Raw genomic sequence first — 17029 nt, forward strand, 5'->3', positions numbered from 1 at the left:
TCTCCTTCTCCCGGGCTTAAATGACCGACAAAAAACTTTTTGGGATAGGCGGCGGAAGTGGGAGGCTGAATTGGCAAAAAAGCGAAAAAACTTATAATTCTAAGATCTTAAAATACACTCAATTAAAATTAAAAAAAATATTTCAGCTTTATTTATTATTTAATGCACTATCTATTCAATCCTCTTTTAATTTTAAAAAATAATTAACTAAAACTCTAAAAAATACTATAAAAGATGATAAAAAAATAATCTTTATCAAAAAATAAAAATGACACTAATATTTAGAAAACTAACCTAACTATGTAACAATCAAAGTTGAACGCATACATTGAAAATAAAATGCAAAAAAGTCCGAAATATGTAAGAAAATCCGAAAAATGTAAGAAAATACAAAAGAAAATGTGTGGTCTTTACAAAAAAAAAAACCAATTCCTTACAAAATAAATCATAACCTTAAAAACTGATTAATAAAAAAAATTATATCATTGATAAATCTAATATCATGCCTCATAAAAAGTCCAATATTATCTTATCGCAGTTTGTAGCAAAATATACTAAAATTATTGACTTATTTATTTACCCTCACTTTTTGCAACTATTAAACGAGTCAATTCAATAAAAGCCTCATCAACATTTGTCCCATCTTTTGCACTCGTCTCAATATAGATAGAACCTTCATCCTCTGCATAATCACGGCACTCATCCCTATCAATCACTTCACCAACCTCAGGAATTAGATCTAACTTATTGCCTATCAAAACAAAAGGTATATCTCCTGCGAATTGATTGACTTCTGCCCGCCAATTTTTAATAGAACCAAAAGTTGAACTACGAGATAAATCAAATACTAGTAAAGCACCAGAAGCACCCTTGTAAAACGTTGTTCTGATGAATGAAAAACGCTCTTGACCGCCAATATCCCAAATACTCAAAGTAGCGGTCTTTCCAGCGGCATATTCAACATTTTTTGTAAGGATGTCAACACCTACTGTTAGTTTATAATCGCGTTCAAATTTAGATTTAATAAACCTATGAATAAGACTTGTTTTCCCAACAGCTGCCGGGCCACACAAAAGAATTTTTAATTTATATGTGCTCATTTGTTAGTACTCCTAATAAGATGCAAATTCCAATTTTCTATAATAAGTGATATGAGGTGAGATCCTAAATAAATTTGTTACTCTATTATTGAATTATTGGATTTACTTAAAAAGGGTTATGGTTAAATTAGTGGAATTAGATGCAGAGGCAGAAATTTTATAATGAAAAATGAGTGCCATGCAAAATTTGGGATTTAAAAAAGTTAGGTTATGATTTTAGTGCGAATAAGTTTGATAAACAATAATTTTGATGAAGAGAAAAAATGAGCGAATAAGTTTGTAGATGAGTGAATCTTAGAAAAATTAGAATTTCAATCGATATTATGTGATGATTAGGTAGATACAAATTTTGGAAGGTATGATTTAATATATTTGGGGACCTATTTAATATGGGGAAGGGAAGAAAGAGTAATGTCGAGTGAAGATGATAATCTAGACACAGCTTTTAATCTTATTGAGGAAGCAGAAGAAAATATTAACAATTATAATTATAACGCCGCATTAATCAATTTACATAATGCCTTTCAAATTTTTGAGCAATCGACAACATTGGGGTCTGAAAAACAGCAAGCACTGGCAATGATCGAGAAAAGAATTGAAAATTTAGAGAAAATGATTGAGAAAAACTTAACTGCATCAGGTGAATATTCTGAATCTAATCAATCGTTAAATAGATCCCCACTTGATAATCAAGTACCAAATAAATCATTTCCAAGTTTCCTTCGACCTCCACCAGTTTTTGGTAAAGAGCGGACACAATTGATAAAATTGGGATTAAAAGCACTTGCAAATTCAGAGGATTTGATGAATCAGGGATATCTTTATCGGGCTTATAAATCAATTTTATATGCATATTCTCATTTAACTCAAGCACAGTATGATTCAACTAAAATTACAAATATATATAAAGTAATTCAAATAATGGCGCAAAAACTTCAAAATATGGGATATAATTTACAAGATCAAGAACAAACCTATAAACCAAGCTTCCTCTCGACCGGACAACCTGATTATGTTCCTACAAGTTTGAATTCACCTTATTCATCACAAGTGGGAGAAAATTTACCAGGAGGTTACAAACCTACTTTTTTAACAACAGATCAAATTGATTATTCACCTATTTCATCTTCTCAAAAAGCCAAAGAAAATAATGAAATGTATAAACCATATGTTCCAACATTTGCTCAAACTAATCAACTGGATTTTACAGAAACAAGCAAGACCAGAATTCCTTATTCCCATCGAACTTCATTTAAAAATGATCAATATCAACCTACATTTACGCAAACAGATCAAACTGATTACATTCCATCAGACAGAAATAAAAGAAAAACAGCAAGAAGAACAATATCTGAGACAGATTCAGATGAATTTTTACCCACTTTTGCAAAAGTTTCAGATATGGACAATAAAACTCAAATGCACGAAGAAGAAATGATTAATTTATCTGAATTACAGACGATGTTTTCATTTATCGAGAAAGGAGAACCAATACCTGATACACTTTCTGAATCAGTAAATAGCCAGACTTCTAAAAATTTAGGTAATATAAATGAATCAGCAAAGAATATATCTTCTTTAAAAGTCGAACAACCAGACAAATCACAAAATTCATCAAAAACTCAAATTGCAACCCCTTTTATTCATCCTAAGAATTCTAAAATAATTGAACCTTCTCTTTTAAAAAAATGGGGTTTGGATCTTAAAAATTTTACACAAAAACAGTTTGAAGAGTTTTATTCTAAACGACAGCATGATTTAGAATTAAATGCTCAAGAATTACTTGATAGTTTTGAAAAATTTCAAGAAACTCAAAAGAAAAAGCAGGATACTGTTCTTAAATATATTGATCTTATTCATTCTTTAGAAAAGACATATGATTATGAAGGTGCAATTTCAGCTCTCTATAAAGCAATCGGAAAGATGAATAAATTACTTGGATGGGCAGACCAAGTTCTTGTTCTTTATGCTTGGATGTTAATCTTAAAAGAAAAGCAACGCACCAAATTTCGATTGGGTGGAAATCCAAGTGATTTCGATTTAATGCGAATAAATACAGAATTCGTTCAGATAATGACCGATAGTTTAAATACATCAAAAGAGGTCGCAATTTCATTTATTGGTGATGATTTTAATCAAGAATTAAACGCCCATCAAATTTACAAGGCTAAGCTAGAAGAGCAAGAAGAATTAGAGAATACTGTTTTTGAACTTTTAGATACTGCAAATTTAAAAATAATTAATGAACAATATGCACAAGCGATAGGATATTATAATCGAGCAATTTTAGCACTAAATTCACTAGATTGGGCAGAACTACGGCAAAAAATAGAACATCATATTCAAGAATTAAGCGATCTCCAGCAATTAAAAGATTTATCTTTAGTAATTGAATTAAATCCGAATATTATTTTACAGAATTTGAAAAAATCAGAGTATTCATCTTCCCAATTAACACAATTTTCATCAATATCACCATGTCATCATTCTATTACTCAAACAGAGGATTTACTTAAATATATTGAACAAGAATCCACTATTCGAGAAGAAAGAATTAACGAGTTAAAAAAATATTTACAACAACAAGCCGACCAGAAATATCATGCATTTTCTTTAATTAGTCAAGGAGAAGGCTTAGTTCTTTCAGATTTATTTGACGAAGCAATTGAAGCCTATGAGGAATCAATTAAAATATTAATCGAGGCAGGATGGGAAGAGCAAATTGCAATAATGACAGATCGATTAGTGAAAATTCGTCAAATCCGAGAAGAATTTATCCATAACAAGCAAGAACAATATGATCAGATGTTTAAGCGCAATTTGGAGAGAAGAAACTTTGAAGATTCAATTATTCACGGAATCACAAACGAATTACAGCAATATCAATTAGAAAAACATTCAAAAACCGAGATTCAAGCAAAACAAGAAGATTTGAATAATCAAAAAGAAAAAATCTTTAATATGCTTTCTGAAGTCGAATCAAAAGCAGAAAAGAATCAACTTGCAGAGGCTATTCTGCAGCTAAAAAAAGTAAAATCCTTATTACAAGCCCAGAACTGGGACAAACACTTATCTTTTATTTATGATTTTGTTTCTATGGTTCAAGACCAAAAAAAGGCTCAAGATTTAAAAGCTAAATTAAAAGCTGAGCAAAAAGAAGAAATTGAGAGATTTAAACAAAAAATACAATCCTATTTGGATGAGCAAGCAGACAAACTTTTAAGGAGTAAAGATCGAAAATACAAGATTTTAAATGATTTTCAAAACCATGTGAAGCAGGAAATCTCACTTGCTTATGAAACTTTATCATTATTGAAGCAGGCTCAAACCCATCTTAATCGAAATGAGTTTCACGTTGCAATTGATCTTTATGAAGAAGCAGATCTTAATTTTGTTAATTTAGGCTGGAATATTAATATGCAGGAATGTATTTATTTAGCTCATCAAAAAGAAAAAGAATTTACCAATTCAATTTCAAAATATGAACATTCTGCACATTTACAAAAAGAGGCAGAAATAAAAAGTCAATATTCGCAACAAAAGAAAGAAAAACATGAGCAATCAGCCTTATCTGAAATCCAAAACTTGTTATCATCAATGCATGGAAAATCCACACTTTCTGATTCAGATTTACAGAAATCTTCATATTCTAAAACCACTCAACCAAGTTTAGAAGAAAAAATGAACCCAGCTGCACAGATTCAAAAATTATCAGCATCAACAATGTCAAAATCATCAACAACATCAAAAACATTAACAATGTCAAAAACATTAACAACGTCAAAAACATCAACAGTACTAAACACGACAATAGAAAATTCTTCAAGTTCTAAAATATCTGAATCAAAAAAAACACCTAAATCGATTCCAGATTCAATTGAAGAGTTACAACGAATGATAAGGGAAGCTGCTGAAAAAGATAAGAAAAAATAGTTAAAAGTCGGAATAATTTTTATTTCTTTAATCAAATGCGATGGTAAAAGTACTTCAAAAATTATTTTCATTTTAAGTGAATATTATGAAACTTTTAGATATCACAATTTTAACAACCACAGAAGATATTGCGTCAATAAATATCCAGCATCATCTTTTATCTGAGTTTCCATTCAAACAACAGCTAGATTTAGAGCCTTGGGATTCTGATTTGGTTAAACGTCAATTTTTCTATGTGCCTAAATTTACAAAATCAGATTTAAAGCCAAAGACGGCATTAGTTAGGTTTAATTTAATCGAGATTGAACATGAATTTATTACTTTGGATGAAGTTGCAAAATCTAATCAAATTCATGGAGATATATTGATTTATGCTAGCCGACACCGATCTGCAAGTGAAAGAAAGGCATTGCTATGCCATACCACAGGAAATATCAATGATGACAATTCATTTGGTGGAACACCACGCCATGTTTCGAAAGGAAGTGGAATTTTAATGCATTATTTATACAAAAGTTTACTTCATTTTGTTGAAACCACTCCTAATTATGCAGTACCTGTAGATCATGAAGTTGATCATCATGGACCAACTGAATTTCTTCAACCAAGTGGATTTATAGAATTGGGAAGCACCGAAACAGGATGGAAAGATGCTGTAGGCGCTAAAATTGTAGCAGAAAGCATAATACAAACAGGATGTCAAATTGCCCAAAATCACTACATTCACATTCCTGCTCAAATATCTGATTTATCTCATTCTTCTTTACTGAATAAACAAAATATTAAAGTAATGATTGGTTTTGGAGGGTCTCATTATATGCCCAGTTTTCAGCCAATTATTCCAAAAGGTTATGGATTTGCCCATACTGTTCCAAAATATAAAATTATGGCAGTTGATAAACAAATGATTCAACATCTTGCAAAACAGACGATAGAACCTATCGATGCATGGGTAATTGATTGGAAAGGTTTAAATAGTGCTGAAAAGCAGCATTTAATACCTCTTTTGGAACAAACTGACATCCCGATAATTAAAGTAAAGACTCTACGAAAGCAGATTTAAAGCCTCTATTTATTCTATGATAAATTGATCTTTTTTTTTAAATGTACAATCAAAAATTAAGAAATAAAAATCAAAAGTTTAAAAATAAAATCAAATATCAAAAATCAAAAATCAAAAATCTAAATCAAAAATCAAAAATCATAAATCATATATCAAAAAGCATAAATCATAAATTTGACCGCTCTAATTTGAAAATCAAAATTGAATGATAATAATTTGAAGGTGAAGAATAATGGTAAAATTTGAAAAACGCAGACCAACTGAGGAAGAATTAAAGAAACTTGGCGTAAATAACTGGGGAATTTGGACCAAAGAAGTTTCTGAATTTGATTGGGAATATGATAGCCCTGAAACCTTTTATGTTTTAGAAGGTGAAGCAGAAATTGTTTCTGGGAATGATAAAATTGAATTTCAACCTGGAGACTTGGTAACATGCCATGAAGGGGTTAAATGCGTATGGCATGTGAAAAAACCGATAAAAAAACACTACTATTTTGGTAAAATATAGATGAATTTTTTTTCTTTTTCATTTTCTTTTTCCTTTTCTTTTTCATTTTCTTTTTCATTTTCTTTTTACTATATTCTAATATTCAATCAAAATTTTATTTAGTGCGAATAAGTTTTCTCTATTAAATTCTAAATATTGTATTCCATAAAATTATAGCATTATATGTATATAATTTTTAAAATTTTTCTTGTTAAACATAATTTTACTTAAAAAAGTCCCCAATATTAACCACTGCTGCTTTTTGAGACCATTTTTGAAATATTTATCAACGAATTTTGATTATTTATATGATTGGTGCGACAATATAATAAATTTGTAATTTTGTTATTATTCCTATAAATTATTTTTTAATTTGTCTTTTTAAAAAATAATAATCTTTTTTTTATATAACTTAGATAATTTATAATTAAAAATAAGGAGTTATCACTTTGGTTTCATTAGCAAAATCTAATCTTTTTCATCAAAAGACAAAAACAATTTTAAGTATCAGCGGTGTCATGATAAGTGTTTTTCTTGTGTTTACAATTTATGGAGTTTATAACGGTATGGATTATATCATGGAATCCATGATATACAAGACAGGTGCTGATTTATGGGTAACACAAGAAGGTACATCTGGTTCTGTTCATAGTCCATCAATTTTACCGATCTCTATTGGGAAAAGCCTTAATGAGATTGAAGATATTAAAGAAAGTACTCCTTTGATTAGAACAGCAGTAACATATAAAGTTAGTGATTCTGATATACTACTATTTCTAAATGGTTATAATACTAGTGGAACACTTGGAAAACCTTGGAAAGTTATTGAAGGAAAAACTGAACCGGGAAGAAATGAAATAATAATAGATAAAACTTTCAGTAAAGTCAGTGGATTAAAAATTGGAGATAATATGTCTCTTCAATCAATCTCTCTAAAAATTGTTGGAATCTCAGATGAAGGAAATATAATGGTTGGTTATATGGTTTTTCTTAGTTATGAAGATGCCAGCAAACTTCTTCCTCCAAATTTGACAAATGGATTTCTTATAAAATTAGAAAATAATGTAGATTTTGATAAAACAATTGGGGAAATCAAAGAAAAAATACCTGATGTCAATGTTCAAGATAGTCCTACAATAGCAAAAGCTTATAAAAATGAAGTTTTGGGGGGGTTCATCTCAATAATCTATGTTTTAAGTGCTTTCTCCCTTTTAGTAGGAATATTAATTAATGGATTATTAATTTTTATGCTAACACAAGAAAAAAGTAAAGAATATGGAATTATTAAAGCGATGGGGGCTACAAATTTTAAATTATATAAAATTGTTTTGTCTCAATCTTTAATAATCTCGTTAATTGGATATACTCTTGGAGCGTTACTTTCTATACCTTTAACTTCTTTAATTCAAGAATATGTACCTGAATTCTATGTGCTTATTTCAAAAGATATGATAATAATTGGATTTCCAGTATTTATTATAACAGGGATAATTTCGTCTTTAATTCCGATAAGCCGTTTAATATCAATTGATCCAGCATTAGTGTTTAAGTAACATTAGTGTTTAAATAACAAACAAAATGAAAATGATTAAAAAATGGAGAAAAGCAAGTTAAAAGATTTGAAAACAGAGAATATTTCAATCGAATTGCAAGAATTGAATAAAAAATATGGAACTGGAAAATATTCAATCAATGCCTTAAAAGATGTATCACTTCATATTGAAAAAGAAGAGATTGTTCTAATAATGGGTCCGTCTGGAGCAGGGAAAACAACCTTACTTCAAATTATTGGAGCACTAATGAAGCCAACATCAGGTGAAATATACATAAATAACAAATTAATAAATAATTTGAAAAATAGAGAACTTTCAAGATTGAGACTATCCACTTTTGGATTTATTTATCAAACACCTAATTTAATATCTTCATTTACTGCATTGGAGAATATTCAATTTGCATTGAAACTTTCTGGAGTATCATATAAACGAAATAAACCTATTGCTTTAGCAATATTAAAGAAAATGGGTTTAGAAGAAAGAATAAACCATAGACCCTCAAAGCTTAGTGGGGGTGAACAACAAAGAGTTTCAATTGCCCGAGCATTAGTAAATAATCCATCAATAATCTTAGCTGATGAACCAACAGCTAATTTAGATTCAAAGTCTGGCTATAAAATTATCGAACTTTTAAGAAAAATTGCTAAAGAACAAGGAAAAACGGTTGTTATTGTAACTCATGATAGCAGAATTAAAAATTTAGCTGATCGAATTCTCTGGCTTGAAGATGGTAAATTAACAGTTCAAAATGCTCCGGATGGTTGGTTTATTGATCCAGTATGTTTAATGTTAGTTAATTCCCAGAATATAAATAGTTCTGCTGTTTATGAAAATCGAGATTATTATTTTTGTTCAGAAAAATGTAAACTTCGTTTTTCAAAAAACCCTGAAAAATATGAATATGGTTCAATTTTATAAAAAAAAATATAAAAAAAATTATTTTTCAAGTTTTAGAAGTCTCGCATTAATCGAAACGACTATTGTGCTTAATGACATAAAAATCGCACCTATTGCTGGTGAAATAATTAAACCAAATGAATATAGAGCACCTGCTGCTAATGGAATTGCAAAAACATTATATCCAGTTGCCCATGCCAGATTTTGTATCATTTTGCGATAAGTAGCTCTTCCAAATTTAATCAATGAAGACACATCTTTAGGATTACTATTAACAAGAATTATATCTGCTGTTTCTGCAGCGATGTCTGTTCCTGAGCCAATTGCAATACCTACATTAGCTTGAGCCAATGCAGGAGCATCATTTATTCCATCACCAGTCATAGCAACAAATTCTCCTTTTTCTTGTCGCTCTTTAACTTTTTCAAGTTTTTCATGAGGAAGTACTTCTGCATAATATCCATCTAATTCTAACACTTGAGCTACTGCTTTTGCAGTTTTTTCATTGTCACCTGTTACCATCCAGCATTTCACACCCATTTTTTTCAATTGTGCAATAGCTTCAAATGATTCTTTTCTAATTTTATCTGCTAAACTAATCATTCCTAAAAGATCTTTTTCATTCTCGATTAAAAAGACCACAGTTTCATTTTCTGCTTTTAGATATTGCTCAGGAAATGAAATATTAAGTTCTCTAAGGTATCCCGGACTAGCAATAATAAATTCTTTTGTTTCTACATTTCCTTTAATTCCTTTTCCTTTTATAGCTTGAAAATTGTTAACTTGGGAAATTTGTAATTTTTTGCTTTTTGCGTAATTTAGAATACCTTGAGCAATTGGATGTTCTGAATTTTGTTCCAAAGATGCTGCATAAGTTATGATTTGATTTTCTGTATAATTTGGAGATAAAGAAATAGCTTTACTGACACCAAATTTTCCTTCTGTCAATGTTCCAGTCTTATCAAATAAAATTGTATCGATTTTTCTAGCATTTTCAAAAGCAGTTCTATTACGAATTAATAGGCCATTTTTTGCGGATTCTGCAGTAGAAACTGCAATGACTAGAGGAATAGCTAAACCCAGAGCATGTGGACAAGTGATAACCATTACAGTTGCCATTCGTTCAATTGCAAAACTTATGGATGGACCTGCAATTATCCAGTATATTAATGTAAATAATCCTACTGAGATTGATACAACAGTTAGGACGAAAGCTGCTTTATCTACTAATGCTTGTGTTTTTGATTTTGATGCTTGAGCATCTCTAACTAAATTAATGACTTTTGATAAATATGATTCTTCTCCTGTTCTTTCAACTATCATTTCAAGAGAGCTATCTCCATTCACTGAACCACCAATTACTGAATCTTTTACATGTTTTTTTATTGGAACTGATTCACCTGTTAGCATAGATTCATTAATATAGCTGCTACCTTTTACAATAGTTCCATCTGACGGAATTTTTTCACCAGGTTTGATAAGAATTCTGGCTCCTTTTTTTAATTCTGAAAGGTGTACTTCAACAATTTTGTCATCAACAATGAGATGAGCTTCTTGTGGTAATAATTGTACAAGTTTTTCTAATGCTCTTGATGCTCCTAAAATTGAACGCATCTCAATCCAATGACCTAAAAGCATGATATCAATAAGTGTTGCTAATTCCCAGAAAAAAGGGTTTCCTTTTAATCCAAAAATTATTGCAATACTATATACATAAGCGATAGAAATGGCAACTGCAATTAATGTCATCATTCCAGGTAATTTCTTCTTAATTTCGCTTACGATTCCTTTTAAAAATGGCCATCCTCCATAAAAATAAATAAAAGATGAAAGGAATAGAAGTATAATTTCTATACCTGTAAATTTTAGTTCATACCCAATCCATGATTGTATTGTTGGTGATAATACTAAAATAGGTATTGTTGTGATTGTTGCAATAATAAAACGGCGTTTAAAATCTTTTATCATTTTTTTATGATGAGATGAATGATCCATTTTCGAATGATCCATATCTGAATGTTCTGTTTTTGAATTTTCCATTTGTGATTGCTCCATTTTTGAGTAATTTATATTAGAGTTATTTTTTTACTAGTTCTTTTAAATATTATTAATTTTTATTAAAATAGATAATTCTTTTAAAAGCATAGCGTGATTTTTTAAAATATAATAATTTATTAAGAAATTTCAAAATATATTTATATTTAAATCTACAAAAGTCATCTGTTGTCTTCTATTTTAACTTTTTTTTTTATTCTTTAATCAATTTCATAATATATTTCGACTTTCTAATTCTTCCACAGCATGTAAGGGGTGAAAAATCTTGAAAACTTATTCGCACTTATCCATTGCTCTATCTTAAATATAAATTCAATTAGCATCCAGTTAATTAAATTTCTGAATATTTATGATTTCTAAATTTTATCTAAAGGCCTTAAAAGATGTTAATATTGGTTGTGTCATTTCAAAATTACTAATACATTCTTCAGATAATTAAGTATTTAAAATTTAATTTTTGTTCTAAAAGAATACCTCAATTATTTTATAATAACGCTTTTTTTAAGATTATTAATTTTAATACAAAATTTACATTAGTGAAGTATCATGGAAATAAATGCAATAATTCAAGAAAATAAAAAAAATAAAAAAAATAAAGAAAATAAAGAAATAAAAAAAGATAAAAAAGAAAAAGATGAAAGAGAAAAAGATGAAAGAGAAAATCAAGAAACAATTGAAAATAAAGATATAATTAAAAATCAAAAGAAAATTGAAAAAACAACTAGAAAAAACTTTTCTATATTGAAGAATCTCCGAAAAATTATTTTTAAACTCCAAAATGTAGTGATTAAGTTAGGAATATTTTTTTTGGAATTGTGGATATTACTGCCAATTATTTTTGGAATATTAATTCCTATGGTTTATTTAATTCCATTAGCATATACGTCTTGGAAACTTTTTATGAATGATCAAAATGGCCCACTTGGGGATTGGGTGAATGTCTGGTTTGGTTTTCCAAGAATACCTATTATATATCATATTTTTATTCTATTTGAAATATCAATTTTCATTATTGGTTTAGTTATTTTCTGTAAAGGAGTCTATATTTTAGCTAAAAATCGTCGTAGAAATATTTCGATAACAACATCAGGAATTTATCATTTGATTAGGCATCCTCAAAATTTTGGTTTAATTTTAATGATATTTCCATTGACTTTAGATGTTCCTATCGTGAATGAGTCAATAAATTTAATATTATTTGGGCAAACCATTTTTCCTGATCCTGGAATTCGTTTTGGCGAAATTCTATCTTGGACATTATTCTCTGTGATTCTTGTTATTATTTCTTTGATTGAAGAAAGAAAAATGATGAAAGCATATCCACAAGACTATTCAATTTATCAATCTTCAACAAGCTTCTTTATTCCTATTTTATTTAAAAAAAATAAAAAAGATAAAAAAAACAGCAAAAAATCAAGAAAATTCCGCTATAAAAATGATAAACAGTTATTCTTACTAATACTTTTGATAATTTGCAATTATCTTGTCTTTTTAATCGCTATGTATTATTTTTCATTGTTTATGGCAAAAATAGGTTTATTAATATGGTCATTCTAGCGATTATTTTTTTCATTTTGTGACAAGAAAATCTATACATTTTGAAATTTATGAATTATTTTAAAATTCTATAATAAAATTTGAAGAAATTGTTTATTTTGATAATAATTAAAAAAAAAAGGAGATAAAAAATGGAATTTAAAGATAACATTGAGGAAAAGAACATATTCAATAAAGAGAAAAATAAAACGAGCAATAACGAAAAAGAAAACACACAATGGAAAAAAAAACAGAAAGAAAATAATAATACAATAAATGATAGCAAAGAAATTAATAAAATAATTCAAAAAACCCAGAAAAAACAAACAAAATTTCTTTTAAAAATAAAATATTGGATGACACAGATAAGTATATTTATAACAGAATTGTGGATAATACTCCCTGTAATTTTTGGGATATTAATTCCTATGATTTACGCGATTCCCTTAGCATATTCATCTTGGATACTATTTTTTAATACCCCATTTGGTGATTGGGTTAATGGATGGTTATTAATAGACAATTATCCAGTTCTACTTATAATTGTCTTGTCATGTGAATTAATTAGTTTTTTCATAGGTATGTTCCTTTTCTTTGCAGGTATTTATTCTTTAGCAAGAGATCGTCTTGAAAATCATCCTATAACAACTTCTGGAATATACAGTTTTATTCGACATCCCCAAAATCTCGGTTTAATTTTAATACTATTCTCTTTTTCTTTATATATCCCTTTTGAAAGATTGAACTTAAGTTTTACTCTATTTGGACAATATATTTCACGAGATCTAGGAATACGAGTAGGTGAAATTCTTTCCTGGGCATTATTTTCTGTAATTCTTGTTATTATTTCTCTATTTGAAGAACGAAAAATGATGAAGAATTACCCACAAGAATACTTGGCATATCAATGTACAACAGGATTTTTCTTTCCTCTTTTACTTAGAAAAAATATAAAGACAGCACAAAAACCAAAAAGAATACATTACAAAAATGATAAACAATTAATCTTGACAATCCTTCTAATAGTATGCAGTTATATATTGTTCCTAATTGGAATGTTCTTTTTATCAAAGGATTTAGCAGAAAAAGGATTCTTGGTTTGGACGCGTTGAAAATTTAACTTTTCTTTTTTTTTCATTTGGGCATAATATTGATCAACTCTATTGATCAACTCTACTTTTTTTTTTTTTTAATTCTTTAACTTCTTTACATTAATTTTATTCTAGTTCAACCCAATCTTCTAACATTTTCTTGACCGAGCGTTCCATTTCTTTTGAAAAATCAGATCCTGTCTTCCGCCAGTACATTAACTGCCCAAGATTTGGCCATTTCCCTTTAGGTTGCAATTGGCCAGCCATCATTTTTTGAAATGATTTATACATATCTTTAAATTCGGCTGCATTAAGATGTCGATATGAATCTTGAAAATGGATGTATTTTTCTGGAAATCTTGGCACCAATTGTCGATTTTCAGGAGCAACATTAGATTTTGGATAACCAAAACATAGCATTGTTATTGGAAAAACCCATCTTGGTAAATTAAACATTTCACGATGCTTTTCAATATTCTCCATAATATCACCGATATAACACGAGCCAATTCCCAGCATTTCAGCAGTAATCACCGCATTTTGTGCAGCAACAAGGGCATCACAAGAAGCTAACAAAAGATCAGATTCTTTTGGAGTTCGAAATAACTGCCCTTTAAGTTTACATTCTTCTGGAACCCCGCAAAACTGATAATAATCATATAACCGCTGTAAATCTGCGAGGAATATTAAAACTAAGGGAGCTTTTGCAATAAATGGTTGATTATCACAAGTAACTACGAGTTTTTCTTTTTTCTCTTTAGAAGTAACTTGTAAAATAGTATACATCATCATATTACCAGCAGTAGGCGCCCTCATAGCACCATGGATAATTGTCTGAATTTCTTCAGGTTTTAAAGGTTCATCTTTATATTGTCGAACAGATCGGCGATAAAAAATGGATTTTAAAGCATGGGATAGATTATTTGGGATTTGAATTGGCGTTTCACCCATAATAAGAAGCGAAAAGTATGCACAATATTTAAACGATATGTATATGCAATTAGTATTTTCAGTTAAATATGAACTTTTTATAACTTCTGATATTTTTAATATTATATTTAAATCAAAAAAAAGTAATTAAAATGTAAAATCAGATAGTAATATCAGTAAGTAAAATCAGAAATAATGAGATAATTATTCAAACGCATCAAGATTCGCTAGTGTTTATCATGCAATTTATGATTTTTTCTTGCATTTTTTAAGAAGTGACAATTTTTTACTGATCACGTGTGATTAAAAAAATTTTGATTACAGTTTAGTGCAAATTAGTTTAGTGGAAAATAGTGCGAATAAGTTTAGTGGAAATTATTTTAGTGTAAATTAGTTTAGTGCAAATAAGTTTTGAATATTATAGCATTTTAGCGATAATAATCATGACTGCATAAAGATCAATCAAAAGATCAAGTTCAACGATGAAATATAAATGCAGAAATAAAGTTGAGTAGATTTTAGCGTGAACTTTTATTCAAAAAGAGTTTTCTTGATTGAAATTGAAGAAACATATTGGTACTTATATGGATTAGTAAGAATAACTACGAATAAGTTTTTTATATATATAAGTGAAAACACATAATTGTAAAAAAACAGACACTTCATATATTCTTGTATATTTTTGGAATATTGAAAAATGATTTTCTTTATTTCACTCAATTTCTCATTTATTCAGACAATTCCTTATCAACAGATTATTATTCTGCATTCAAATCAATTCTTGATTTCGTCTGAATATAAGTTAAATTAACCTAATTTTTTATTTATTCAAGGCTTTTCATCTTATATTTTTGTGTTACAAATCACATCATCATATTTTACAACGAAATAATATCTATTCAATCTGATTCTTATTTTTCTTTTTTTTCTAAAAACAATTGGGAAGATTTTTAACTTTAGCATTCTAAAATTAAAATGATGAATTTCATAACATTCGTATCTCCTTTTTCTTGATTTATATCCCTCTTGCAGGTCGAGTTGATCTGCGTTTGTTTTGTTTGTTGTTTATGTTGTGAAATTCATCGTATTTTCTAAAATTTGAAAGTATTTATATCAAAAACTTATTCGCACTAATAATTGCTCAATTTTATTTTAATTAATTATAATTAATTTATCTATTTTGATCGCATAAACATGTATTAGCAATTGAAGAAATTTCTTCATCTGTCACTTGATCAAGTAAATTAAAGAATAATTTCCAATCTTCTTTACCAAATTTCCCTTGTAGAGAATGATACCAGCCAAACTTGAGAATTTCAATTAAAAGTGGGCGATCAATAGGAATTGAAATTAATTCTTCAAAATGTGCACGAGCAATCTGCAAAAATGCCAAAGCGCCTGGAATTCCTTGATATGCTATACCACTGGGAATCCATTCAATCACTTTATTAATATCTTGTAACTTTAAAAAAAAGATAATTTTGAAATTACTATTTTTACTTATTTTACTTTTATTTTTTGCAACACCACAATAGATGAAAAATGATAAAGGTTGAAATTTCAACATTATTTAGTAATTTTTAAACGCAGAGGCATTTAAATCTTCTTATTTTCACTATATATAAAGATTTTAAAGAAATATTCCTATTTTAAGGTTGAATTAAATAATGAATATTCACATTGTCAACATAAATAGAAGTTAACATTGATAATGGAAGATCACAATAAAATTGGATTATATCTATTTTTTGGGAATGGGTGCATGAATCGAAGTAAATTTCAGCTAATCCTTTATATTGCAATGAAGACTACACTTAATGCTTCAGTGTGGATGAGTTTGGACATTATTTATAGAAAAATATCAAAAATAATAAAAAAGATTCAAGATTCAAGATTCAAGATTTGAGATTACATATTTAAGATTCAAGATTCAAGATTACTATCCATGAATATTTTCATGATGGTGTTCATGTTCTTCAGCTGACATGTGGGCATGATCACAAAGACTTTTTCCACCTTCAAGTGTTCCATCGATTATTCTTTGAATAACATCTTCAGTTGAACCTTGAACACCGGTTACTACTTTAATATTATTCTGTAAAAAAAGGTTAACAGCCATTGGGCCCATTCCCCCAGCGACTATCCAATCTGCCTTATTTTCTGCAACAAATGCAGGTAATTGTCCTGGTGTATGATTTACTGCACCAGGATTGGGAACTAATTTTTTATTAATTACTTTTCCATCTTCAAAATCCACGAAAAGATAATTTCGAGTGCGTCCAAAATGAAGAGACACATGACCATTTTCTTCAGCAATTGCAACTCTCATAATATGAATACATATTCATAAATTAATTTAAATTTTTTCAAAATGACTTAGT

Annotated in this window: 12 protein-coding genes; 7 read left to right on the plus strand and 5 right to left on the minus strand. The window is 28.6% G+C overall.

The genetic code is table 11. The annotated features are described in order from the left end of the window. Positions 1 to 572 precede the first annotated feature (572 nt). Positions 573 to 1100, minus strand: coding sequence for a Rab family GTPase (locus ACXLDF_RS04000; protein ID WP_457557204.1), 528 nt, complete (start codon positions 1098 to 1100; stop codon positions 573 to 575). A 411-nt stretch (positions 1101 to 1511) separates the two neighbouring features. Between ACXLDF_RS04000 and ACXLDF_RS04005 the strand changes: the two genes are divergently transcribed. The 5 genes from ACXLDF_RS04005 (at position 1512) to ACXLDF_RS04025 (ending at position 9057) form a co-directional block, all read left to right on the plus strand. Further along, on the plus strand, positions 1512 to 5033 hold the full coding sequence (locus ACXLDF_RS04005; protein ID WP_457557205.1) for a coiled-coil domain-containing protein: 3522 nt from the start codon (positions 1512 to 1514) through the stop codon (positions 5031 to 5033). A gap of 85 nt (positions 5034 to 5118) precedes the next feature. Next, positions 5119 to 6096 (plus strand): D-aminoacyl-tRNA deacylase, encoded by a 978-nt coding sequence (locus tag ACXLDF_RS04010; protein WP_457557206.1) that lies wholly within the window; start codon positions 5119 to 5121, stop codon positions 6094 to 6096. 232 nt (positions 6097 to 6328) lie between these two features. Then, complete coding sequence (locus ACXLDF_RS04015) at positions 6329 to 6604, plus strand: cupin domain-containing protein (RefSeq protein WP_457557207.1); 276 nt, start codon at positions 6329 to 6331, stop codon at positions 6602 to 6604. A gap of 428 nt (positions 6605 to 7032) precedes the next feature. After that, positions 7033 to 8136: an ABC transporter permease gene (locus ACXLDF_RS04020; protein ID WP_457557208.1), complete on the plus strand. Its 1104-nt coding sequence runs from the start codon at positions 7033 to 7035 to the stop codon at positions 8134 to 8136. Between the two features lie 42 nt (positions 8137 to 8178). Then, positions 8179 to 9057 carry an ATP-binding cassette domain-containing protein gene (locus tag ACXLDF_RS04025; protein WP_457557209.1) on the plus strand — a complete coding sequence of 293 codons (879 nt, stop codon included), beginning with the start codon at positions 8179 to 8181 and terminating at the stop codon, positions 9055 to 9057. 18 nt (positions 9058 to 9075) lie between these two features. On the opposite strand, the gene ACXLDF_RS04030 is transcribed toward ACXLDF_RS04025, so the two are convergent. Then, the gene (locus tag ACXLDF_RS04030; protein WP_457557210.1) at positions 9076 to 11076 is read right to left on the minus strand and encodes a copper-translocating P-type ATPase; all 2001 of its coding nucleotides are present in this window, start codon (positions 11074 to 11076) and stop codon (positions 9076 to 9078) included. A 561-nt stretch (positions 11077 to 11637) separates the two neighbouring features. On the opposite strand from ACXLDF_RS04030, the gene ACXLDF_RS04035 reads away from it, so the two are divergent. Next, positions 11638 to 12648 (plus strand): methyltransferase family protein, encoded by a 1011-nt coding sequence (locus ACXLDF_RS04035; RefSeq protein ID WP_457557211.1) that lies wholly within the window; start codon positions 11638 to 11640, stop codon positions 12646 to 12648. A gap of 131 nt (positions 12649 to 12779) precedes the next feature. Continuing rightward, positions 12780 to 13739: a methyltransferase family protein gene (locus ACXLDF_RS04040; protein ID WP_457557212.1), complete on the plus strand. Its 960-nt coding sequence runs from the start codon at positions 12780 to 12782 to the stop codon at positions 13737 to 13739. 105 nt (positions 13740 to 13844) lie between these two features. On the opposite strand, the gene ACXLDF_RS04045 is transcribed toward ACXLDF_RS04040, so the two are convergent. The 3 genes from ACXLDF_RS04045 to ACXLDF_RS04055 all read right to left on the minus strand — a co-directional run bounded on the left by ACXLDF_RS04045 (position 13845) and on the right by ACXLDF_RS04055 (position 16977). Then, positions 13845 to 14669 (minus strand): nitroreductase family protein, encoded by an 825-nt coding sequence (locus ACXLDF_RS04045; RefSeq protein WP_457557213.1) that lies wholly within the window; start codon positions 14667 to 14669, stop codon positions 13845 to 13847. A 1150-nt stretch (positions 14670 to 15819) separates the two neighbouring features. Then, a complete protein-coding gene (locus ACXLDF_RS04050) occupies positions 15820 to 16215 on the minus strand; it encodes a hypothetical protein (protein ID WP_457557214.1) in 396 nt (131 codons plus the stop codon). Positions 16216 to 16587: 372 nt separating this feature from the next. After that, entirely contained in the window at positions 16588 to 16977 is a 390-nt protein-coding gene (locus tag ACXLDF_RS04055) for a NifB/NifX family molybdenum-iron cluster-binding protein (protein WP_457557215.1), read from the minus strand. Positions 16978 to 17029 lie beyond the last annotated feature (52 nt).

Source organism: Candidatus Harpocratesius sp., from assembly GCF_054039255.1.

Coding starts and splice junctions, on each gene's coding strand:
- ACXLDF_RS04000 (WP_457557204.1), bottom strand. CDS start 1,100: ATGAGCACATATAAATTAAAAATTCTTTTGTGTGGCCCGGCAGCTGTT.
- ACXLDF_RS04005 (WP_457557205.1), top strand. CDS start 1,512: ATGTCGAGTGAAGATGATAATCTAGACACAGCTTTTAATCTTATTGAG.
- ACXLDF_RS04010 (WP_457557206.1), top strand. CDS start 5,119: ATGAAACTTTTAGATATCACAATTTTAACAACCACAGAAGATATTGCG.
- ACXLDF_RS04015 (WP_457557207.1), top strand. CDS start 6,329: ATGGTAAAATTTGAAAAACGCAGACCAACTGAGGAAGAATTAAAGAAA.
- ACXLDF_RS04025 (WP_457557209.1), top strand. CDS start 8,179: ATGGAGAAAAGCAAGTTAAAAGATTTGAAAACAGAGAATATTTCAATC.
- ACXLDF_RS04030 (WP_457557210.1), bottom strand. CDS start 11,076: ATGGAAAATTCAAAAACAGAACATTCAGATATGGATCATTCGAAAATG.
- ACXLDF_RS04035 (WP_457557211.1), top strand. CDS start 11,638: ATGGAAATAAATGCAATAATTCAAGAAAATAAAAAAAATAAAAAAAAT.
- ACXLDF_RS04040 (WP_457557212.1), top strand. CDS start 12,780: ATGGAATTTAAAGATAACATTGAGGAAAAGAACATATTCAATAAAGAG.
- ACXLDF_RS04045 (WP_457557213.1), bottom strand. CDS start 14,669: ATGGGTGAAACGCCAATTCAAATCCCAAATAATCTATCCCATGCTTTA.
- ACXLDF_RS04050 (WP_457557214.1), bottom strand. CDS start 16,215: ATGTTGAAATTTCAACCTTTATCATTTTTCATCTATTGTGGTGTTGCA.
- ACXLDF_RS04055 (WP_457557215.1), bottom strand. CDS start 16,977: ATGAGAGTTGCAATTGCTGAAGAAAATGGTCATGTGTCTCTTCATTTT.